This window comes from Stenotrophomonas maltophilia group sp. vghtpe118 (assembly GCF_052605195.1).
The window spans coordinates 2255388-2277373 of sequence record NZ_CP199672.1; the positions used below are offsets into that span (position 1 = coordinate 2255388).

The 21986-nt window shown below is 68.1% G+C and carries 19 protein-coding genes and 1 pseudogene; 11 read left to right on the forward strand and 9 right to left on the reverse strand.

All coding sequences use genetic code 11. The features are described 5' to 3' along the window. Positions 1 to 3 precede the first annotated feature (3 nt). Both fmt and def read right to left on the reverse strand, forming a co-directional pair. Positions 4 to 927 carry a methionyl-tRNA formyltransferase gene (fmt, locus tag ACUDTM_RS10320; RefSeq protein ID WP_088496603.1) on the reverse strand — a complete coding sequence of 308 codons (924 nt, stop codon included), beginning with the start codon at positions 925 to 927 and terminating at the stop codon, positions 4 to 6. 120 nt (positions 928 to 1047) lie between these two features. Further along, positions 1048 to 1560, reverse strand: coding sequence for a peptide deformylase (def, locus tag ACUDTM_RS10325; RefSeq protein WP_005419619.1), 513 nt, complete (start codon positions 1558 to 1560; stop codon positions 1048 to 1050). A gap of 126 nt (positions 1561 to 1686) precedes the next feature. Here def and ACUDTM_RS10330 point away from each other — a divergent pair, with 126 nt between their 5' ends. The 9 genes and pseudogenes from ACUDTM_RS10330 to ACUDTM_RS10370 all read left to right on the forward strand — a co-directional run bounded on the left by ACUDTM_RS10330 (position 1687) and on the right by ACUDTM_RS10370 (position 11226). Then, positions 1687 to 2817, forward strand: coding sequence for a LysM peptidoglycan-binding domain-containing protein (locus tag ACUDTM_RS10330; protein ID WP_072167258.1), 1131 nt, complete (start codon positions 1687 to 1689; stop codon positions 2815 to 2817). 110 nt (positions 2818 to 2927) lie between these two features. Next, positions 2928 to 4055 carry a DNA-processing protein DprA gene (dprA, locus tag ACUDTM_RS10335; protein WP_072167259.1) on the forward strand — a complete coding sequence of 376 codons (1128 nt, stop codon included), beginning with the start codon at positions 2928 to 2930 and terminating at the stop codon, positions 4053 to 4055. Positions 4056 to 4098: 43 nt separating this feature from the next. Further along, on the forward strand, positions 4099 to 4572 hold the full coding sequence (locus tag ACUDTM_RS10340) for a DUF494 family protein (RefSeq protein ID WP_005419622.1): 474 nt from the start codon (positions 4099 to 4101) through the stop codon (positions 4570 to 4572). A 39-nt stretch (positions 4573 to 4611) separates the two neighbouring features. Then, positions 4612 to 5370 (forward strand): annotated as a pseudogene (locus ACUDTM_RS10345) (pilin). Positions 5371 to 5419: 49 nt separating this feature from the next. After that, the gene (locus ACUDTM_RS10350) at positions 5420 to 6349 is read left to right on the forward strand and encodes an RDD family protein (RefSeq protein ID WP_061478133.1); all 930 of its coding nucleotides are present in this window, start codon (positions 5420 to 5422) and stop codon (positions 6347 to 6349) included. 193 nt (positions 6350 to 6542) lie between these two features. Beyond that, positions 6543 to 9026 (forward strand): DNA topoisomerase I, encoded by a 2484-nt coding sequence (locus tag ACUDTM_RS10355; protein ID WP_188240579.1) that lies wholly within the window; start codon positions 6543 to 6545, stop codon positions 9024 to 9026. A 131-nt stretch (positions 9027 to 9157) separates the two neighbouring features. Then, positions 9158 to 9748: a Sua5/YciO/YrdC/YwlC family protein gene (locus tag ACUDTM_RS10360; RefSeq protein WP_005419629.1), complete on the forward strand. Its 591-nt coding sequence runs from the start codon at positions 9158 to 9160 to the stop codon at positions 9746 to 9748. A 43-nt stretch (positions 9749 to 9791) separates the two neighbouring features. After that, the gene (locus ACUDTM_RS10365; protein ID WP_188240578.1) at positions 9792 to 10481 is read left to right on the forward strand and encodes a DUF4124 domain-containing protein; all 690 of its coding nucleotides are present in this window, start codon (positions 9792 to 9794) and stop codon (positions 10479 to 10481) included. A gap of 34 nt (positions 10482 to 10515) precedes the next feature. Next, positions 10516 to 11226, forward strand: a complete 711-nt coding sequence (locus ACUDTM_RS10370) for a hypothetical protein (protein ID WP_445391295.1) — start codon at positions 10516 to 10518, stop codon at positions 11224 to 11226. Positions 11227 to 11322: 96 nt separating this feature from the next. On the opposite strand, the gene ACUDTM_RS10375 is transcribed toward ACUDTM_RS10370, so the two are convergent. After that, positions 11323 to 12099, reverse strand: a complete 777-nt coding sequence (locus ACUDTM_RS10375) for an SDR family oxidoreductase (protein ID WP_014038643.1) — start codon at positions 12097 to 12099, stop codon at positions 11323 to 11325. A gap of 111 nt (positions 12100 to 12210) precedes the next feature. On the opposite strand from ACUDTM_RS10375, the gene ACUDTM_RS10380 reads away from it, so the two are divergent. After that, positions 12211 to 12423: a hypothetical protein gene (locus ACUDTM_RS10380; protein ID WP_005419638.1), complete on the forward strand. Its 213-nt coding sequence runs from the start codon at positions 12211 to 12213 to the stop codon at positions 12421 to 12423. Positions 12424 to 12548: 125 nt separating this feature from the next. Here ACUDTM_RS10380 and sppA read toward each other — a convergent pair whose 3' ends face one another. From sppA to ACUDTM_RS10400, 4 genes are all read right to left on the reverse strand, one after another. Beyond that, entirely contained in the window at positions 12549 to 14471 is a 1923-nt protein-coding gene (gene sppA, locus ACUDTM_RS10385) for a signal peptide peptidase SppA (RefSeq protein WP_061478137.1), read from the reverse strand. A gap of 115 nt (positions 14472 to 14586) precedes the next feature. Continuing rightward, complete coding sequence (locus ACUDTM_RS10390) at positions 14587 to 15951, reverse strand: MATE family efflux transporter (RefSeq protein WP_005419642.1); 1365 nt, start codon at positions 15949 to 15951, stop codon at positions 14587 to 14589. 207 nt (positions 15952 to 16158) lie between these two features. Then, entirely contained in the window at positions 16159 to 16740 is a 582-nt protein-coding gene (locus ACUDTM_RS10395) for a DUF3106 domain-containing protein (protein WP_072167263.1), read from the reverse strand. After that, the gene (locus tag ACUDTM_RS10400) at positions 16733 to 17737 is read right to left on the reverse strand and encodes a hypothetical protein (RefSeq protein ID WP_445391296.1); all 1005 of its coding nucleotides are present in this window, start codon (positions 17735 to 17737) and stop codon (positions 16733 to 16735) included. Before ACUDTM_RS10400 ends, ACUDTM_RS10395 begins: the two co-directional genes overlap by 8 nt. A gap of 411 nt (positions 17738 to 18148) precedes the next feature. Here ACUDTM_RS10400 and ACUDTM_RS10405 point away from each other — a divergent pair, with 411 nt between their 5' ends. After that, positions 18149 to 20326: a primosomal protein N' gene (locus ACUDTM_RS10405; RefSeq protein ID WP_072167302.1), complete on the forward strand. Its 2178-nt coding sequence runs from the start codon at positions 18149 to 18151 to the stop codon at positions 20324 to 20326. 82 nt (positions 20327 to 20408) lie between these two features. Here ACUDTM_RS10405 and ACUDTM_RS10410 read toward each other — a convergent pair whose 3' ends face one another. Both ACUDTM_RS10410 and ACUDTM_RS10415 read right to left on the reverse strand, forming a co-directional pair. Then, positions 20409 to 21029 carry a glutathione S-transferase family protein gene (locus ACUDTM_RS10410; protein ID WP_072167265.1) on the reverse strand — a complete coding sequence of 207 codons (621 nt, stop codon included), beginning with the start codon at positions 21027 to 21029 and terminating at the stop codon, positions 20409 to 20411. Positions 21030 to 21162: 133 nt separating this feature from the next. Then, positions 21163 to 21942 carry an NYN domain-containing protein gene (locus tag ACUDTM_RS10415; protein WP_049470953.1) on the reverse strand — a complete coding sequence of 260 codons (780 nt, stop codon included), beginning with the start codon at positions 21940 to 21942 and terminating at the stop codon, positions 21163 to 21165. Positions 21943 to 21986 lie beyond the last annotated feature (44 nt).

Sequence of the window (21986 nt, forward strand, 5' to 3'; positions counted from 1 at the left end):
CGCTTATGCTCCCACGCGCAGATCACGGCGGGCGTTGAGGTAGTCGGCGGCGGTGATCGCCTTGCCGCCTTCGCGCTGCAGCGTACGCAAGCGCAGTGCGCCCTGGCCACAGGCGATGTCGATGCCATCGCGGCTGGCCGCCAGCACCGTGCCCGGCGCTTGGCCGTGGGCCGCATCCAGTGCCACCGCGCCATGGATGCGCACGCGTTCGCCAGCCAGCGTCGCTTCGGCGATCGGCCACGGATTGAAGGCACGCACGGTACGCGCCAGCACATCGGCGCCCTGCGCCCAGTCCAGACGGGCTTCGGCCTTGTCCAGCTTGTGCGCATAGGTCACGCCCTGCTCCGGCTGCGGCCGCGCGATCGGCTTGATGCCGGCCCGCAGCAGGCCCAGGCCGTCGGACAGGACCTGTGCACCCAGCTCGGCCAGCTTGTCATGCAGCTGACCACCGGTATCGGTGGCAGCGATCGGCAGTTCTTGGTGCAGCAGCACCGGGCCGGTATCCAGGCCCGCTTCCATCTGCATCAGGCACACACCGGTCTTTGCGTCACCGGCCTGGATCGCGCGCTGGATCGGCGCAGCACCGCGCCAGCGTGGCAGCAGCGAGGCATGCACGTTCCAGCAGCCGTGGGTCGGGATCGCCAGTACCGCCTTGGGCAGGAGCAGGCCGTAGGCCACCACCACCATCAGGTCCGGCTGCAGGTCGCGCAGCTGCTGCTGTGCAGCCTCGTCCTTCAGTGATTCGGGCTGGTAGACCGGAATGCCACGGGCCACGGCCTCGAGCTTGACCGGCGACGGTGCCAGGCCACGGCCACGGCCGGCCGGCCGGTCAGGCTGGGTATAGACGGCCACGACCTCGTGGTGGCGCGCCGCGGCGCGCAGCGACGACACCGCGAATTCCGGCGTACCGGCAAAGACAATCCTCATGGCTACCCCACTTGCAGGATGGATTCGTGCAGGAAAGAAAACGGCGCCGTCGGCCGGCGCCGTGCAGCCCGCGCGCGTCGCGCAGGCACGGGCCACCCGAAGGGCGGCCCGGATGGGCGATCACGCCACGTGCTTGCGCTGCTTGGCCAGCTTCTTGCGGACCATCTCGCGCTTGAGCGGCGACAGGTAGTCAATGAACAGCTTGCCGTCCAGGTGGTCCATCTCATGCTGGATGCAGGTGGCCAGCACTTCACCGGCCTCCAGCTGCTGTTCCTGGCCGTTGCGGTCCAGGTACTTCACGGTGATGGTGTCGGCGCGGGTGACGTCGGCGAAGATGCCCGGGACCGACAGGCAGCCCTCCTGGTACACCCGGCCCCCGTCCCTGGCGACGATTTCCGGGTTGATGAACACATGCGGTTCATTCTTTTCTTCGCTGACATCGATGACCATGAAGCGCTTGTGCACGTCCACCTGGGTGGCCGCCAGGCCGATGCCCGGGGCGTCGTACATGGTCTGGAACATGTTGTCGATCAGTTCCTGGAAGGCCGGCGTGGTGACTTCGGCGGCGTCGATCAACGCAGCCTTGGTACGCAGGCGCGGATCGGGGAACTCGAGAATGGGGAGAAGGGCCATGGCTGTTTCCGGATAGGGGGCCGGCACGCCGGCATACGTCGCAGATTCTAGCTCCAACGCTTGCCTTGCGCCCCGGTTTCTGGACTATAGTGCGCGGACCTGTTGGGGAATCAGGGCTTCACACCTATGTTGCTTCGTTTTCGTACGGTCGTCGCCGCGGCGATGCTGACCGTGGCTGCCTATGCTACCGCCGTGGAAGTGAATGGCGGGCACCCGGACACCTATGTGGTCCGAAAAGGGGATACGCTGTGGGATATCGCCGCACGTTTCCTGCAGAAGCCTTGGCTGTGGCCGGAGATCTGGCAAGCCAATCCGCAGATCGCCAACCCGCACCTGATCTATCCAGGTGACGTGCTGAGCCTGGCCTACCTGGACCGGGTGACCGTATCCCAGGCCGGCCCGCGCCAGGAGGCCCCGATCGACGCCATTCCGCTGGCCCAGGTCGAGCCGTTCCTGAAGCAGCTGAGCGTTGTCGACAGCATCAAGCAGCTGCCCTACGTGGTCGGCCTGGAGGACAGCCGCCTGCGCGTGTCCGGCGGTGACACCGTCTACGTGCGCCTGGCCGATGCCCAGGTGGGCCAGCGCTGGGCCGTGGTACGCCCGACCGTGCGGTACGCCCAGCCCAAGCCGACCGAAGACCTGACCGCCAATGGCGACGTGACCCCGGGCAGCGGCAACCTGTGGAAGGCCTACAACGCGCCCAACGCCCGCCGTGGCGTGCTCGGCTACGAGCTGGCCCAGGTCGCTACCGGCACCATCACCCAGATTGCCGGCGGCAAGGTCGAGGCCTCCACGCTGGTGCTGGACAAGAACGACGGCGGCCGCGAAGTGCGCGCCGGTGACCGCCTGGTGCCGGTCGAAGCCAAGCCGTACGACCTGCAGTTCATCCCTCATGTACCCGCTGCCGGTGTCGAGGGTGTGGACGTGCGCGTGCTGGCCGTCACCGACATGTTCAACGCCGGTGGCCCGCGCGACGTGATCGCGATCTCGGCCGGCCGTGCCCAGGGCGTGGACAACGGTACCGTGTTCTCGCTGTGGCGCCCGGGCCGCCATGTGGCGCACCGCATGAAGTACCCGGGCTCCTCGCGCATGGACGACTCGCTCAGCACCGGCGCGGGCCGGGTCTCGCTGCCGGACGAGTATGCCGCGCACGCGATGGTGTTCCGTACCTTCGACAACGTCAGCTACGCGCTGGTGATGCAGGGCGTGAAGCCGGTGCAGGTGGGTTACAACGCGCTGCACCCGGACGCAAAGTAACCGTTGCCGGGCGTGCCGGCCGCTGCCCGGCAGGCGTCTGCGGGAAAACCTGACGATCACATGCGAAGGCGCCCTAGGGCGCCTTTGTTGCGTGCGGCCGATAGTGGGGGATGACCACGCATGCATATGAGGCGCTGCTGCGCCTGTTGATGGCGGGAGGCGCACTGGCGCCACGACGGGCCCTGCTGCAGGCCGCGGGCGGTGCGCAAGCCGCCATCGCGCAAGGCCCGGCGAACTGGCGCGCGCACGGCTGCACGCCGGAGCAATGCGCCGCGCTGGAACGTCCCGACGCCCGGGCGTGTGCATCCGCCCTGCGCTGGCTGGAACAGGACAACCATCACCTGCTGCCCTGCACCGATCCGGCCTTTCCACCCTCGTTGCTGGAGGTGCCCAACCCGCCGCTGGCGCTGTTCGTCGCCGGAGACCCCAGCCTGGCCTGGCGCCCGTCGGTGGCGCTGGTCGGCAGCCGTTCCCCCACCCCGGGCGGGCGCGCACTGGCCGCGCGTTTTGCCGGCTGTTTCGTCGAGGCGGGCCTGGCGGTGACCAGCGGCCTGGCCGCAGGCATCGATGCGGCTGCGCACCAGGCCACGCTGGAGGCCGGTGGCTGCACCGTGGCGGTGATCGGCACGGGCCCTGACCGCGCCTATCCGGACAGCCACGCCCGGCTGCAGGCGCGCATCGCCGCCGAGGGCGTGGTGCTCAGTGAGTACCTGCCGGGTACGGCGGCCCGCCCAGGCCACTTCCCCGCGCGCAACCGGCTGGTAGCCGGGCTGGCGCTGGCCACCGTGGTGGTCGAGGCCGCGCAGCGTTCGGGCGCGCTGATCACCGCGCGCCTGGCCGCCGAGGCAGGCCGCGAGGTCTGTGCCCTGCCCGGATCGGTGCTCAACCCGCGCGCGGCGGGCTGCCACCGCCTGATCCGCGAGGGCGCGGCGCTGGTCGAGCGCCCCGAGGAGGTTCTGGAACTGCTCGCCCCCGCCCTTCGCCAGCAGCTGCCGGGCTTGCAATCGCGGCTGGTCACCCCCACTGAACAGGCACTGCCGGCCCTCCTGCCGGCGCGCTGGGCCGACGACCCTGACTACCAGTGCTTGTGGCGAGCCCTGGACCACAACCCAAGCGGTATGGATTCACTGATCACGCGCTGTGGATTGACGGCGTCCCAGGTGTCCTCCATGCTGCTTGCCATGGAACTGGCGGGAATCGTGGTGTGCGTACACGGCCGCTACTGTCGAACTCCCTAGTTTCTTCACCTCCACAGCGTCGCGCGACGCAGGCCGAGGGGCAATGAAAGAGAGCATCCTGGATGTACTGCTGTACCTGTTTGAACACTATTTCAGCGAAGATGCGGACCTGATCCGTGACCGCGATTCGCTGCAGAACGGCCTGATCCAGGCCGGTTTCAGCCCCACCGAGATCAACAAGGCGTTCGACTGGCTCGATGCCTTGGCCGCCCAGCGGCCGAGCGTGGCCCAGGCGCGGGTCGACGGCCCCGTGCGCATCTACCATGGCCCCGAGCTGGACAAGCTGGATGTGGAATGCCGCGGCTTCCTGCTGTACCTGGAACAGCACGGCATCCTCGACGCCGACCAGCGCGAGCTGGTGCTGGACCGGGCGATGGCCCTGGACCAGGACGAACTGGACCTGGACGACCTGAAATGGGTCGTGCTGATGGTGCTGTTCAACCAGCCCGGCTCCGAAGCGGCCTATGCCTGGATGGAGACGCAGATGTTCATGGACGAGCCAGAACCCCTTCACTGACCGTACACTTGGGGGCATAGCGCATTCAGGAGCGTCCCCGTGAGCGAGTGGTTCCATGCAGAAGGCAACCGGCAGCAAGGCCCGCTGCCGGCGGAACAGTTGGTCGAGTTGTTCCGAAACAACCAGATCTCCCTGGACACCCTGGTCTGGCGCGACGGCCTGCCGCAATGGTAGCCGTTGCGTACCGTGGTCGACGAGCTGGGCCTGATCGTGCCGGCACTGGACGTTGCTGCGCCGGCCCAGCAACCCGAGCCGGAACCGGAACCGGTGGCCCCCCCTCCGCCGCAGCCGCCTGTGCTGCCGCCGTCCACGCCCTATGCCACCCAAGCGGCAGCCGGGGTTCTGCCACCGCCGAAGAAGAAGCTCTCCGGTTGCGCCCTGACCGCGATCATCGGCGGCGGCCTGCTGCTGGTACTGGTACCGATCATGGCCATCCTCGCGGCGATCGCCCTGCCCGCATACAACGACTACACCGTGCGTGCCAGGATCGCGACCGCGGTCAATGCCCTGCAGCCGCTGAAACAGCAGGTGCAGCACTTCGCCGACGATGAAGGCCGCTGCCCCGGCGCCAACGATGCCGGTTTCCCGGCCCCGGGTGACTTCACCCAGGCCGGCCTGTCGGCGGTGAACATCGGCCGCTTCAACAACGGTCACTGTGGCATCGAAGCAACGCTGGCCGTGCCCGGCAAGAGCCTCGATGGCGACCTGCTGTGGCTGGAATATGATCGCGACAGCGGCCGCTGGGAATGCAGCGGTGAAAGCGACGACAAGTACCTGCCGACGTCGTGCCGCGGCTGAGCCACGCGCACGGCAGCACCTCCAAGGACGATCCAACAGGGAACATGCAATGACTGAGTGGTACTACGCCGTAGGACAGCAACGCCAGGGCCCGCTGTCGGTCCAGGAGATCCGCCAGCGCTTCCAGCGCGGCGAACTGAACCTGGACACCCTGGTCTGGCGCGAAGGCATGGCCCAGTGGGCTGCACTGCGCCAGGTGGTCGATGAACTGGGCCTGCAGACGCTGGCCGACGCCAGCACCGCCACTGCCAGTGGCGGCTTCGACCTGCGCAGCGACTACGCCGCCATCGACAACGGCACTGCGCCGCTGCCTGGCACGGGCGCGCTCAGCAGCTCGCCCTACAACGCCCCGGCCGCCGCCGCTGCCGGTGGCGCGCGGCCGGTGATCGGCGGCGAGGTGGTCTACGCCGGCTTCTGGAAGCGCGTCGCGGCCTACATGATCGACTACTTCGTGCTGGCCGTGCCGGGCGGCATCATCGGCGCCATCATCGGCGTGGTGCTTGGCGCCAGCATGGGCGCGGTGGGCAGTGGCGAAACCTCCATCGAAATCGTCGCGCAGCTGGCCAGCGCGCTGATCAACATGGCCATCGGCGTGGCCTACTACACCTGGTTCCATTCCTCGCCGGGCGGCGCCACGCTGGGCAAGATGGCGGTCGGCATCAAGGTCGTGCGCAGCAACGGTGACCGCCTGACCCGGGGCCGCGCCTTCGGTCGCTACTGGGCCATGCTGCTGAGCAGCTTCACCCTGGGCATCGGCTTCCTGATGGCCGCCTTCACCGAGCGCAAGCAGGGCCTGCACGACATGATCTGCGACACCCTGGTGGTCGACCGCTGGGCCTATACCGACCAGCCGCAGCTGCAGCGCCATGAGCTGGGTACGGTCACCATCGTGATCCTGGTACTGACCGGCCTGCTGACGGTGGCGGGCCTGGTGCTGCTGGTGGCTGCGGTCGGCTTCATCGCCAAGATGGCCTCATGAACGGCCATCCTCACGTCTGGCTGCTTGACAGGGGCTGGCCGGGCGTGATTCCTCTAATAAGGTGAAACCTGAACGCCCGGCACACTACCGGGCGTTCAGCGTATTGATTTGTCCGTGGCCGCTTCACTAATGCGGCCGTTTGCTCCACCCTAGCGGCCCCTTCCCTGCGGCTCGCCCCACAGACACTGCTGCCATGCCCAAGCACCTGCTCATCGTCGAATCGCCGGCCAAGGCCAAGACGATCAACAAATACCTCGGCAAGGACTACACCGTCCTGGCCTCGTATGGGCATGTGCGTGACCTGATCCCGAAGGAAGGCGCGGTCGACCCGGACAACGGGTTCGCCATGCACTACGACGTGATCGACAAGAACGAAAAGCATGTCGATGCGATCGCCAAGGCCGCCAAGGGCGCCGACGACATCCTGCTGGCAACTGACCCGGATCGCGAGGGTGAAGCGATCAGCTGGCATATCGCCGAGATCCTGAAGGAACGCGGGCTGGTCAAGGACAAGCCGATGCAGCGCGTGGTGTTCACCGAGATCACCCCGCGCGCCATCAAGGAAGCGATCAGCCAGCCGCGCGCGATCGCCAGCGACCTCGTCGACGCCCAGCAGGCCCGCCGCGCGCTGGACTACCTGGTCGGCTTCAACCTGTCGCCGGTGCTCTGGCGCAAGGTGCAGCGCGGCCTGTCCGCCGGCCGCGTGCAGAGCCCGGCGCTGCGCATGATCGTCGAGCGCGAGGAAGAGATCGAAGCCTTCATCGCCCGCGAGTACTGGTCGATCGCTGCCGAGTGCGCGCACCCGTCCCAGCACTTCAATGCCAAGCTGGTCAAGCTGGACGGGCAGAAGTTCGAGCAGTTCACCGTCACCGATGGCGACACCGCTGAAGCGGCGCGCATGCGCATCCAGCAGGCCGCGCAGGGTTCGCTGCACGTCACCGACGTCGCCAGCAAGGAGCGCAAGCGCCGCCCGGCGCCGCCGTTCACCACCTCCACCCTGCAGCAGGAAGCCTCGCGCAAGCTCGGCTTCACCACCCGCAAGACCATGCAGGTGGCGCAGAAGCTGTATGAGGGCGTGGCCATCGGCGACGAAGGCACCGTCGGCCTGATTTCGTACATGCGTACCGACTCGGTGAACCTGTCGCAGGACGCGCTGGCGGAAATCCGCGACGTGATCGCCCGCGACTACGGCATCGCCTCGCTGCCGGACCAGCCCAACACCTACCAGACCAAGTCGAAGAACGCCCAGGAAGCGCACGAAGCGGTGCGCCCGACCTCGGCCCTGCGCACGCCGTCGCAGGTCGCCCGCTTCCTGACCGACGACGAGCGGCGCCTGTACGAGCTGATCTGGAAGCGTGCGGTGGCCTGCCAGATGATCCCGGCCACGCTCAACACCGTCAGCGTCGACCTGTCGGCCGGCAGCGAACACGTGTTCCGCGCCAGCGGCACCACCGTGGTCGTGCCCGGCTTCCTGGCCGTGTACGAGGAAGGCAAGGACAACAAGAGCGCCGAGGACGAAGATGAGGGCCGCAAGCTGCCCGCGATGAAGCCGGGCGACCGCATCCCGCTGGAACGCATCCTGGCCGAACAGCATTTCACCCAGCCACCGCCGCGCTACACCGAAGCGGCGCTGGTGAAGGCGCTGGAAGAGTACGGCATCGGCCGTCCCTCGACCTACGCCTCGATCATCCAGACCCTGCTGTTCCGCAAGTATGTGGAAATGGAAGGCCGCAGCTTCCGCCCGTCCGACGTGGGCCGCGCGGTGTCCAAGTTCCTGTCCAGCCACTTCACCCAGTACGTGGATTACGACTTCACCGCCAGGCTTGAGGACGAGCTCGATGCCGTCTCGCGCGGTGAGGAAGAATGGATCCCGCTGATGGCCCGTTTCTGGGAGCCGTTCAAGGAACTGGTCGAAGACAAGAAGGAATCGGTCGACCGCGCCGAGGCCAGTGGTGCGCGCGAGCTCGGCACCGACCCCAAGACCGGCAAGCCGGTCAGCGTGCGGCTGGGTCGTTTCGGGCCGTATGCTGCCATCGGCAGCACCGCCGAGGACGCCGAGGAAAAGCCGAAGTTCGCCTCATTGCGCCCCGGCCAGTCGATGCACACCATCTCGTTGGAAGACGCGCTGGAACTGTTCCTGATGCCGCGCGCGCTGGGCGAGGACAATGGTGAGCCGGTCAGCGTCGGCATCGGCCGCTTCGGCCCGTTCGCCAAGCGCGGCAGCACCTACGCCTCGCTGAAGAAGGAAGATGACCCGTACACCATCGACCTGGCCCGCGCCGTATTCCTGATCGAAGAGAAGGAAGAGATCGCGCGCAACCGGATCATCAAGGAGTTCGAGGGCAGCGACATCCAGGTGCTGAACGGCCGCTTCGGCCCGTACATCAGCGATGGAAAGATGAACGGCAAGATCCCCAAGGATCGCGAGCCGTCATCGCTGACCCTGGCCGAAGTGCAACAGCTGATGGAAGAAACCGGCAAGCCGGTGCGCAAGGGCTTCGGCGCCAAGAAAGCCGCCGCGAAGAAGGCGCCGGCCAAGAAGGCTGCAGTGAAGAAGGAAGCAGCGCCGAAGAAGGCCACGGCCAGGAAAGTGCCGGCCAAGAAGGCGGTGAAGAAAGCTGCCGCAAAGAAGGCACCGGCGAAGAAGGCTGTCAAGAAGACCGCTGCAAAGAAGTAGATCCACGCGATGCGCGGATGAGGGGTAGTGCCGGCCGCTGGCCGGCAACACCTGGAAGCCTCGGATGCCGGCCAGCGGCCGGCACTACCGAGCGGGCGCGTTCCACCCCTTCTGCACGCAGCGGGGGGATAATGGAGGCCCACGCCGGGCCGGTCGCCGTCATGAAAGAACTCACCCTGAACTCTGCTGTCGCCACGCTCCGCGCCGGTGGCGTGATTGCCTATCCGACCGAAGCGGTCTGGGGCCTGGGCTGCGATCCGTCACATGAAGCCGCGGTGCACGCGGTGCTGCGGCTGAAGCAGCGCCCGATCGAAAAGGGCATGATCCTGGTCGCCGCCGAACTGTCGCAGCTGGAGGGCTGGGTCCGCCTGCAGGCATTGCCCGACGCCCGCCAGCGCGCGGTGCTGGCCAGCTGGCCGGGCGCCAACACCTGGATCCTGCCGGCCGGTCCGCACGCGCAGCCCTGGGTCACCGGCGAACACAGCGGTATCGCGGTGCGCATCAGCGCCCACCCGCTGGTCGCCGCCCTGTGCCGCGCCTGGGGTGGCCCGCTGGTCTCCACCAGCGCCAACCTGGCCGGTGAACCACCGGCCCGCAGCCGTGCCGAGCTCGATCCGCGCCTGCTGCGCCTGCTCGATGGCCTCCTCGACGGCGAGACCGGCGGCCTGGCCCAGCCAACCCCGATCCGCGACGCGCTAAGCGGCAACGTGCTGCGCTCCTGAACCGACGATTGCACTGCCGCGGACAATCACGCACCCTGCCGCCATGAACCTGCTGCGCACCGCCCTGGGCCTGTGCCTGTTGCTGCCATGGACCGCACCCGCCGCCGAGGACGTGCGCGTGTACCGCTGTGTCGCCAGCAACGGCGCCGTGGCCCTGCAGGACAAGCCATGCAGCAGTGGCCGGCAGGAAGTGCGTGACCTGCAGCGCCCGCGCGACCCGGCCCCCCGGGTGGTGCGCAGCGACGCGGCACCCGCCCGGCCGGACGAGGTTCCGGTGATGCGTGATCGTGAGGTCCGCCACGTCTACCTCCAGCCACCACAACCGTTGTACGAGTGCGTAAGCGACGACGGTCGCCGCTACACCAGCGACAACAACGAGGGCAATCCGCGCTGGGTGCCGTTGTGGACCAGCGTCTGGCTCCCGCATGGGCACCACGGCCCGGTCCATCCCGGCCCACGCCCCGCCTTCGGCACGCCGGTCGCCCCCCCCATCGGTGAAGGAACCGGCTACCGGCCGCCAGCGGTAGGTGTCGGTGTACAGGTTCCGGCCGGCAGCGTGCTGGTCCGCGACAGCTGCCACGCGCTGCCGCCACAGGAAGTCTGCGCGCGCCTGCGCGACCGCCGCTGGGAACTGGACCGCCGCTACAACAGCGCGCTGCAGAGTGAACGCACCGCCATCAGCAACGAACAGCGTGGCATCGACGCGCGCCTGTCGCGCGACTGCGAACGCTGAGCGCAGCACCTGCCGTGGCATGTACGCTGTGCGCATGAAGAACCTGATCTGGCTGGCCCTGGGCCTGTTCGCCGGCAACGCAGTGGCCGACGACGGGGTGATCTACCGCTGCACCTCCAGCAACAGCGATGTGCCCACCCTGCAACGTACGCCCTGCCCTGGCGGCAGCAAGCAGCAGGTGGTGCGGATTCCGGCCGCTGCCAGTGCGTCGCCCACGCCGGCCCCTGTGCCGTCGCCACCCGAACCGGCGGCGGCGGGTATGCCGCCGGCTTCCGCGCCCAGCCCCCGCCGCCCCGGCGAAGGACGCACGATCATGGAAGCCGGCATGGTCGAACGCGAAGGCGGCGATCTGATACTCGACAGTGCATCGCTGCCACGCCAGGCCGATGCCGCGCCGGACAGCAATGCGCCGCCGAAGCCGCCGCTGCCGCCCATCTTCCAGTGCACCGACAGCCAGGGCGGTGGCTACCTGCACGAATACGAGGCTGCCCCCGGCCGCTGCGAACTGATGACCGTGCAGGGCCTGGGCGGCGCCACACCGGTCAACGCTGCAGGCTGCGAAGTGGTGCGCGACCGCTGCGAGGAACTGCCGGACGCGCAGCGCTGCAGCAGCTGGCAGCAACGCTTCCGCGACGCACGTGGCCGCGAGCGGTTCGCCTCGCCGGTGAACCGCGACAAGGCCCGGGGCGAACGCGAACGGTTGCAGGGCGTGCTGGAGGCCAGCAACTGCCCGGTACCGGGGTGACTGCCATGCGGTAGTGCCGGCCGCTGGCCGGCAATCGCAGGATCTTCAAAAATGGTTCCAGTTGCCGGCCAGCGGCCGGCACTATCCGCTGGAAGATCAGAACCCGTAGCGCAGGAAACCACCATCCACGGCGATGCACTCGCCGGTGACATAGCTGGCCGCCGGCAGGCACAGGAAGCCTACCGCGGCAGCCACTTCCTCCGGCTCGCCGATACGACGCATCGGCGTGCGATTGATGACTTCCTCGTAGTAGTCCGGGTCCGACAACGGACCGGACGTGCGCCGCGTGCGGATGTACCAGGGCGCCACCGCGTTGACCCGGATGCCATCCTCCGCCCACTCGACGGCCAGGTTGCGCGTCATCTGGTGCATCGCGGCCTTGGTCATGCCATAGACCACGCCACTGCGTACGTGGGTCAGGCCGGACACGCTGCCGACGTTGACGATGGACGACGACGCATGCCGCGCCAACAGCGGATGCGCGTAGCGCGACAGCTCGAAGGCCGAGAACAGGTTGGTCTCGAAGATCTTGCGCCATTCGTCCTCGGAATACTCCGTGGCCGCCTTGGTGACGTTGCCACCAGCGTTGTTGACCAGGATGTGCAGGCCATCGCTGTGGTCTTCCACCCAGTCCAGGATCTGCCGGCGGTCCTCGTCATCGGAGACATCGGCAGCCAGCGCGTGCACCTGGTGCTGCGGATACACGTCCAGCAGTTCGTCGCGCGCCGTCTCCAGCATATCGATGTCACGGCCCACGATCATCAGGTCGGCACCGAGGCCGGCCAGTTCGTGCGCGATGGCCAGGCCGATGCCGGCGCTGGCGCCCGTAATCAGGGCAGTCTGGCCGTCCAGGCGCCACCGTTGCTGGGTCATGTGTCCTCCGGGGCCGCGCCCGCTGTGTTTCGATGCCGCAAGGATACGCGCTCACGGCAGGGCGTTGCCGGAGATGCGACACTGCGCGAACGCCCACCGCGGAGTACCGCCATGCGCATCCTGATCCTGTTCTTGTCCCTGCTGGCCATCGTGCAGCTGGTGGCCTGCCAGCGTCCGCCGACGCCGAACCCGGAGAAGCCACCGGTACCCAAAGCGATGTCGCATGCGATGCAGGAGCCGCTGGACCGCGCCAAGGGCGCGCAGAAGGCCGTGGATGAAGCCGCCGCACGCGAGCGCAAGGCCGAGGCCGACGCGGCGCGATGACGAGTGGCCTATGGGGTCAGAGCCCTTTGCGAAGCCAAGGGATCAGACCCCATGAACGAGAACGCCCGGCCAAGGCCGGGCGTTTCGCTGTCCAGTAGTTCCACGCCCTGCGTGGATGGCTTCCGTCAGAACCCGCAGAAGCAGTAAGCAAGCGCCTTCACCGGTGCGCCATTGCCCTTCTCGCGGGCCGCGTTCTCGACGAAGCGCAGCTGCGTGTCCACTTCCGGCATCGTGCGTGCCAGCATCATCCGCGCCATGCCCGAATCGGACAGCATCCAGGCACCGGCGCGGCTGCCGGCGAAACCGCTGACGAACTGTGCGAACGGCGTGGCCGCCTTCTCGATGTAGCGCACGCGATAAGCGTCGGCCTTGCCCAGCTTGGCACGGCTGGCAGCGTCGGCCACGGCATCCTTCAGGCCACCGAAGGCATCGACCAGGCCGCGTTCCTTGGCCTGCGCACCGCTCCACACGCGGCCGCGAGCCACCTCGTCCACCGCCTCGACCGGCTTCTTGCGGGCGTCGGCGACGCGGCCGGTGAAGTCGGCGTAGCCCTTGTTGATCACCGACTGGATGACCTGTCCCACGGCCGGGTCCATCGGGCGGGTGACATCGAATGCACCGGCGAAACGGGTGGTGCCGACACCATCGGTGTGCACGCCGATCTTGTCCAGCGCGCGGCTGAAGTTCGGCACCATGCCGAAGATGCCGATCGAACCGGTGATGGTCGACGGATCGGCGTAGATGCGATCGGCATTCATGCTGATCCAGTAGCCACCGGAGGCAGCCAGGTCGCCCATCGACACCACCACCGGCTTGCCGGCAGCCTGCAGCGCCACCACTTCACGGCGGATCTGCTCGGAGGCGAACACCTCGCCGCCCGGCGAATCGACGCGCAGCACCACGGCCTTCACGTTGTCGTCGTCGCGCGCGGCGCGCAACAGCGCTGAGGTCGACTCGCCGCCGATGCGGCCGGCCGGCAGGTCGCCACCGCTGATCTCGCCGGCAGCCACCACCACGGCCACCTGCGGACGCGAGTCCACCGGGTTGCGGCGCGCGTCGAGCAGGGCCAGGTAACGCCCGAAGTCGACGTTGCGGAAACCACCGTCGGCGTCTTCGTCGGCCACGCCGCGCTCGATCATCAGATCCTCGAACTCCTCGCGGGTCTTCAGCGCGGTCACCAGCTTCTGCTGCAGCGCGAACTTGGCCAGGTCGCCACCGGCGGCGGCAATGCCTTCCGGCAGCGTGTCGATGCCGGCAGCCAGCTGCGCCGGATCCAGGCGGCGCGCCTTGGCGATGTCGCCCAGATAGCGCTGCCACACATCGTTCATCCAGAACAGGTCGGCTTCCTTGGAGGCCGGCGACGCGGCGTCGAGCACGTACGGTTCGGCCGCGGACTTGTACTCGCCCACCTTGAACAGGTGCACGTCCACGCCCAGCTTGTCCTGCAGGCCGGTGCGGAAGTACTGGCGGTAGCGGCCGAGGCCTTCGAGCACGACCGAACCCATCGGGTCCAGGTAGACCTCGTCGGCCTGCGCGGCCAGCAGGTACTGCGACTGGCCCATGCTCTCGCTGTAGGCCACCAGCTGCTTGCCGGAGGCACGCAGATCCTGCAGCGCGGCGGCCACTTCGCGCAGCGAAGCGAAGCCGGACGGCTGCAGCTTGTCCAGCTCCAGCACCACGCGCTCGATCTTCTTGTCGTCCTTGGCCGACTCGATCACCCGCAGCAGATCGCGCAGCTGGATCTCTTCGGCGCCGTTGTCACCCACTGCCTTGGCCAGTGCGCGGCTGACCGGATCGGCACTGAACTGCTCGACCAGGCGGCCCTCCGGCGCGATCACCAGGGTGGTGCGGTCCTGCAGCGACTTGCTGGCACCGGCGCCCATGCCGGCGGCGATGACGAACATCACCAGCAGCAGGAACAGCAGGCCGAAGAACACCAGGTTGAGGATCAACCGGCGGGTGAAGTTCATGACGTCCCACAGCCCGATGAAGAAACTGGCGACGGGGTTGCGACGCGCCGGGGGCAGCGGGGGCACGGGTTGATTCATGGAACGCTCCGGATGGCTTCTTGCCGTGGTACCAGCATAGCCGGTGCCGCGTGATGCGGCATCGGACACAAGTCAGGGGATCGCCCGCCATGGGTCGGCATGGCGGGCAGGAAGATCAGGACAGCGCGGACTGCCCGATGCGCTGGCTGCTGCGGCGCAGGCGCCAGCCCATCAGGATGGCAGCGGCAGTCAGGCCGACGATCAGGCCGATCCACATGCCCTGCGGGCCCATGCCCAGCCCCAGGCCGAGCCCGGCGCCGAGCGGCATGCCCAGGCCCCAGTACGCGAACATGGCGATGAACATCGGCACGCGGGTGTCCTTGAGGCCGCGCAGCGCGCCCGCCGACAGCACCTGGATGCCGTCCGGGAACTGGAAGGTGGCCGCGTACAGCAGCAGGGTCGAGGCCAGGCCGGCCACTGCCAGGTCGTTGGTGTACACACCGACGATGGCATCGTGGCCGAACAGCAGCACCGCCGCTGACAACGTCTGCGTGCCCATGATGATCGCGTAGCCGGCCCAGGCCGCACGCCGCACGCCGAAGCCGTCACCACGGCCGACCGCATGGCCGACGCGCACGGTGGTGGCCTCGGCCACGCCCATCGGGATCATGAAGCACAGCTGCGCGACGTTGATCGCGATCTGGTGTGCCGCCGCTTCATTGGCGCCCAGGCGGCCGATCAGCAAGGCAGTGACGATGAACAGGCCGCCTTCCATCAGCACGGTGATGCCGATCGGCAGGCCGGTGCGCAGCAGCTCCCAGATCGCCTTCCAGCGCGGTCCCTCGAAGTGCGAGAACAGCTGCAGATGGGCGAAGCGCTTGGTCCGCCACAGATACAGGGCGAATGCGGTTGCCTGCAGCCACATCATCACCGCCGAAGCGATGCCCAGGCCCTCGGCCCCCAACTCCGGGAAGCCGAGTTTGCCATTGGCCAGCACGTAGCCCATCGGTGCCAGCACCAGCAGGCCACCGAAGCCGAGCAGCATGGTCGGCAACGTCCAGTGCATGCCCTCGCTGAGATAACGCATGCAGAAGTACAGGGTCAGCGCCGGGCCACCCCAGCGCACCGCATGCAGGAACGCGGTCGCCCCCGGCACGATGTCCGGCGCGATGCCGAAGGCCGGCAGCAGCGGCGGCACCACGGTGAGGAAGGTGAACATGATCAGCCCCAGCCCCAGCGCCAGCCACAGTGCCTGGCGGAACAGCGGGCCGATCTCGCGCTCGCGGCCGGCGCCATGCAGCTGCGACACCGAGGCGGTGAGCGAGATCAGGGTGCCGATCGGAATCAACATCGGCAGCCACAACAGCGCCGTACCGATGGTGACTGCGGCAAGGGTCGCCGTAGCGTGGTGGCCGGCAATCACGTTGTCGACGAAGGAGATCAGACCGGTGGACACATGGCCCAGCACGAGCGGCAGGGCGAGCAGACCGGTGGCGCCGACTTCCTTGCTGAAGCGCGGCGTGGAGGTTGCAGTAGACATAAGGTGCTTGACGCGAACTGCGGTTGCGCGCGAAGGGCACAGGCACCGGGTTGCGGGCGCCCATCTTACGCGGGCGGCGCCTGCATTCCCATGACATGGCGTGAATGCTGGGTTTCAGCCGCCCCACACAAAAAAGGGGACGGAGGGGATTAAGTCGTATCAGGCCAGTCAGTGCCGAATGCGACTTAATCCCCTCCGTCCCCTTTTCTACTGGCCGGCCTGGCGCTTCAGCCAGCTGTCGCGCTCGGCGGCGGGCACGGCGAGGAAGGCGCTGCGTACCGTGTCGCGTTCCTGCGGCGGCGTGCGCTGCGCGACCAGGGCCAGCTGGGCCAGCTGCGCCGGGTTGAGCTGGCGCAGCACGGCCAGCGCGGTCTCGCGTTGCTCCGGTGGCACGAATCCGAACAGTCCGTGCAGCTTGGGGAATTCCAGGCCCAGCTGCGGGCCCAGCCGCCATCCGTCGCGGAACGCCTGATCCTGCGCCTGGAATTGCTGCCGCATGCGCTGCTGTTGATCGGCCGGCAGCGAATTGAAGCGCGCAGCCGCCTGACGGATGCGCTCGCGCTCTGCTTCCGGCAATGCGCGCCAGGCGGCGTAGTCGGCACGGCGCTGTCGCTGCTGCTGCGTATCCAGCTGGGCGAATTCCGCAGGTGCTGTTGCAGCGGCCGACGCCGGCGTGGCCGGCGAACTGCCCGGAACTGGTGGCGGCAACGGCACACTCAACGGCTGCGGTGCGGCGGACAGCGACAGCGGCAGGGCCAGCAGCAGGCTGGCGAGCACGGACTTATTCATCGGCGGCAGCCGTTTCCAGCGTGGCACTGGCCGGCTCCGGCCGGCTCGGCTTGGCTTGCGATTCATCCACCGGCAGCGGGCCGCCCGCGGCAATCCACGCGTACAGGTCGGCATCGGCGACCAGCGGGTAGTCGCGGTCTGCCAGCATCGCTGCGTCATCATTGGCTTGCGCCTGGCCCGCGTCCGGTGTGGCGTCGACCTTGCTCGCTGGCAGGGCTTCCACGGTCACCGGACCGGCTTCGCCCACCACGCCCTCCGGCAAGGGTGCATCGCTGCCGAACGAATGTCCCTGCAGGTAGCGCCAACCCAGCGCCGCGGCCAGCAGCACCGCCACGGTCGCCAACAGGATCAGCGGACCGCGCCAGCGCGGCTTGGCACTCGCCCGACGGCGCTTGGCGTTGGCGGCCGCACGCTCGTCCCGCTGCGGTGCGCGCCAGCTGGAGGCCGGTGCTTCATTGTGGGTGGTGGGTGCGGCCGGCTGCTGCAGTTGCTGCAGGCGCGCGGCCGGCAGGTCACGGACACGCGCCTGTACCTGCTCGGCCAACTGGCGCCAGGCCACGGCATCGGGCCGGCCCTGGGCGTCACGCGGGCAGGCATCGGCCAGCAGGTGCTGGTAGCCGGCCTCGTCCTGGTCGAGCACGCGCATGGCGATGCCCTCGTCCAGGCTGCCGCCCACCCGCAGCAGCAGCGCCAGTCGTGGAAGTGGCGGCATCGCGCCCAACGCGGCCAACGACGGCGCCCACTGCCCGCCCGCCGGCTCGCGCAGCGCCTGGCGCTGGCCCAGCAGGGTCCAGAAGCGGGTCGGCCATTGCGCCATCGGCAGGTCGCTGGCGACCGCCGCAAACGCGCGCATCACTGCCACCAGGGTCTGCTCGGCACGCGCGGCATCGCCGCACTGCAGTTCAGCCACCACCAGGGCGCGGCGTTCGACGCCACGCAGGAACGCCGACAGCGCGCCGGCCGCGGTCGAGGAAACAGGGGCGGGCACAGCCGTCATCGGTCACTCCAAAGGTCTGCCGGCATGATAGCGGCAGCCCATCGGCACCCGTAGGACTTGCGCCCACAGGCACTTCGTGCTGCAGGTTGTGCACAGCACCACGCTCCCCGCGCGGGAAATTGCGGCATGCAGCTGAATTCACTCTGTTTCAGCAATGTTTCACACTCAAGTTGTTGATTTTGAATGCCTTTCAAGTGTGGCGATTTTTTGACCAACACAAGCGTGAGCTCGTCGCCATCGGCCTCCTGGGTTGCCGCCGACCGGTAACGCACAACGTTATCCACAGAACATGTGGATAAGACTGAATCTCCAATGGACACCGATATTTAGGTGACATTTATGATTCAGCGGTCGTCGCCCGGGCACGTCTCCCCTGCCATTCGCGCGCGCATGGCCCGTTACACTGGCCCGATGCTTTCGCCCATTCCGACCCTGCAGGTCGCCCTGCCCGTCCCCCTGCCGCGCCTGTTCGACTACCTGTCGCCGGAGGGCGATGGCCCCACGGCCGCGGTCGGCTGCCGCCTGAAGGTGCCGTTCGGCAACCGCGAGCTGGTCGGCGTGGTGGCTGGCCACGGCCAGACCGACGACGGCCAGGGACTGCGCCAGGCGCTGGCCTGGTGCGACCGGCAGCCGCTGCTGCAGGGCGAACTCTGGCAGAGCCTGCAGTGGCTGGCGCGCTACACCCATGCGCCGCTGGGTGAGGTGCTGAGCACCGCCCTGCCCGGACCGCTGCGCCATGGCGAGGCCCTGCCCGACACACATCACTGGGGTTGGCAGCTGACCACCGAAGGCCACGCCCAGCGCGAAAAGCTGCGCGCCGGCAGCCGTCCGCGGCAGCTGGCCGAGCTGCTGGCCGGAGCGATCGTGGATGAGGACGTGCTCGGCGAACGCATGGCCGACTGGCGCACCGCTGCACGCAGCCTGGCCAAGCGCGCGCTGGCCGAGCGCGTGGCGATGACGGTGGCACCGCAGCATGCGCAGCCGCTGCCCGGCCCCACGCTCAACCCGGACCAGGCCGGGGCGGTGGCTGCGATCAACGCTGCCGACGGCTTTCAGCCGTTCCTGCTGGACGGCGTGACCGGCAGCGGCAAGACCGAGGTCTACCTGCAGGCGATCATCCATTGCCTGGCGCAGGGCAGGCAGGCGCTGGTACTGGTGCCGGAAATCGGCCTGACCCCGCAGACCCTGGCACGTTTCCGCGGCCGCCTGGGCATCGCCGTGCACGCCTTGCATTCGGGGTTGAACGACAACGAGCGCGCGCGCGTCTGGGCGGCCGCCTCGCGTGGCGAAGCACGGGTCATCGTCGGCACCCGCTCGGCGGTGTTCACGCCATTGCCGCAGGCTGGCCTGCTGATCGTCGACGAGGAACACGACGGCAGCTACAAGCAACAGGACGGCATCCGTTACCACGCGCGCGATTTCGCCCTGGTCCGGGCCAAGGCACTGGGCATTCCGGTGCTGCTCGGCAGTGCCACCCCTTCGCTGGAAACGCTGCATAACGCCTACGCCGGGCGCTACACGCACCTGCGCCTGAAGCAGCGCGCCGGCGATGCACGGCCACCGCGCGTGCGCATCCTCGATGTACGCAAGCGGCCGCTGCACGATGGCCTCTCGGCCGATGTGCTGGCCGGCATCGGCGAACACCTGCAGCGTGGCCAGCAGGTGCTGGTGTTCAAGAACCGCCGCGGCTATGCACCGGTGCTGCTGTGCCACGACTGCGGCTGGACCGCGCCGTGCCAGCGCTGCGATGCGCCGATGACCGTGCATGGTGGCGGCCGACGCCTGCAGTGCCACCACTGTGGCGCGCGCCAACCGGCGCCGTTGGCATGCCCGGCCTGCGGCAGCCTGGCGCTGCAGCCGCAGGGCATCGGCACCGAACGCCTGGAAGAACACCTCACCGCCGCCTTCGCCGATTTCCCGGTGGTGCGCATCGACCGTGGCACCACCTCACGCCGCGATGCGCTGGAACAGCAGCTGGCGAAACTGGGCGACCAGCCCGGCATCCTGGTCGGCACGCAGATCCTGGCCAAGGGCCACGACCTGCCGAAGCTGACCCTGGTGGTGGTGGTCGGCATCGACGAAGGCCTGTTCTCCGCTGACTTCCGCGCCAGTGAGAAACTCGCGCAGCAGCTGATCCAGGTGGCCGGTCGCGCCGGGCGTGCACGTGACCCCGGCGAGGTCTGGCTGCAGACCCATCACCCGGGTCACCCGCTGCTGGAAACCCTGGTGAGCGGTGGCTACCACCCGTTCGCGCAGGCCGAGTTGAACCAGCGGCAAGCCGCAGGGTTCCCCCCGTTCGCGCACCTGGCGTTGATGCGCGCCGAAGCGCAGCAGGTGGAGCATGCCAATGCGTTCCTGCTGGCTGCGCGGCAGCTGCTGGGCGAGCAGAACGTGGTGGAGGCGTACGGCCCGATGCCGGCGCCGATGCCGCGGCGCGCGGGCTACCAGCGCACACAGCTGCTGCTGTCGGCGCCGCAGCGGCCACCCTTGCATGGCGTGCTCGCGCAGCTGGTGCCGCAGCTTTATGCGCTGCCGGAAGCGCGCAAGGTGCGCTGGTCGCTGGATGTGGATCCAACGGACCTGTATTGATCCCGTAGAGCACTGCCGAGCATGGCTCGGCACTACCTTAGAGCCGAGCCGTGCTCGGCTGCGTTTCAGTACCGGGCAGTGCTTACGTCAGCGGCGACATCACGCCGCGCTGGTAGGCCGGCCGCTCGCGCAGGCGCGCATACCAATCCGCCAGGTGCGGAAGCTCCGGTCGCTGGATCGGCAGTTCGAACCAGGCATAGACCAGCGAGCCCAGCGGGATGTCGCCCATCGCGAACGTCTCGCCCGACAGCCACGGCTGCCTGGCCAGGGTGGCGTCGGCCATCGCCAGGTAGTCACCGGCGCGCACGATGGCGGCATTGATCCGCGCTTCGTCGCGGTCGGCCGGCGCGGTGCGCATGATGCCCCAGACCAGGTCGCTGTACAGCGGCGCCATCCGCGAAGTGCTCCAGTCCATCCACTTCTCGGCCTGGGCGCGTTCCATCGGGTCCTCGGCGTACAGGGTGCCCAGCGCGTAGCGGGCGCTCAGGTAGCGCACGATGGCGTTCGATTCCCACAGCGGCAGGCCGTGGTCTTCGATCACCGGCACCAGGCCGTTGGGATTCATCGCCTGGTACTCCGGCGTCTGCGTGCCGCCGTGGCTGCCACCGACCTCGATGGATTCGTACGGCAGGCCGATTTCCTCAGCACACCACAGCACCTTGCGGACGTTGCTGGAATTGCGGCGGCCCCAGATCTTCAACATGCGGGTTTCCTTTGCTGGCAATGCGAGCGGCAACGATACGCCTGATCGTTACGGGTGTGTGCGTGCCGGATGCGGGATCTTGCGTCTGTAGCATGCCGGCCAGCGGCCGGCACTACCGGTTCTTTTGCCGGCACTACCGGTTCTTTTTTGGCAGCGCGCGCACGTAGGAGGACTTGCCATCCTTCTTCAGCTCGAACAGGCCGATCGCCGCCAGCAGGTCGCTGAGCTTGCCGTAGCCATAGTTGCGCGGATCGAACGAAGCCTGGTTGCCGATCTGGCTGCCGACCGGGCCGAGGTGCGACCAGCCATCCTCACCCTCGGCCGCGGACACCGCACGGCGCAGCATCTTCACCAGCCGGGTGTCACTGCGCATTTCCGCACCGCTCTTGCGTGGCCGGGCATCGTCGTTGGCCACCGGCTCGTTCGAGGCCTGCTCGCTGGACGCCTGTTCGGCATCCGGCACGCTGGCATGGGTCTGGCCCAGTGCCTCCAGGTAGGTGAACTTCGAGCACGCATTGACGAATGGCTCGGGCGTCTTCTTCTCGCCGAAGCCATATACCTTCACGCCATCGGTCAGCAGGCGCATCACCATCGGGGTGAAGTCCGCATCGCTGGAGACGATGGCGAAGCCATCAAGGTTGCGCGCGTACAGCAGATCCATGGCATCGATCACCATCGCCATGTCCGAAGCGTTCTTGCCCTTGCTGTAGGCGAACTGCTGGATCGGGCGGATCGCATACTCATGCAGCACCGCTTCCCACCCCTTCAGTCGCGGGCTCTTCCAGTTGCCGTAGGCACGGCGCACGTTGGCCACGCCGTAGCGGGCGACTTCCGCCAGGACCTCGTCGATCTTCGAGGCCGGCGCATTGTCGGCGTCGATCAACAGGGCGATGCGCTTTTCCGGTTCGCTCATGGGCTCCTCACGGGCCGTTGCCTGAACCCGAGTATCGCCGATCC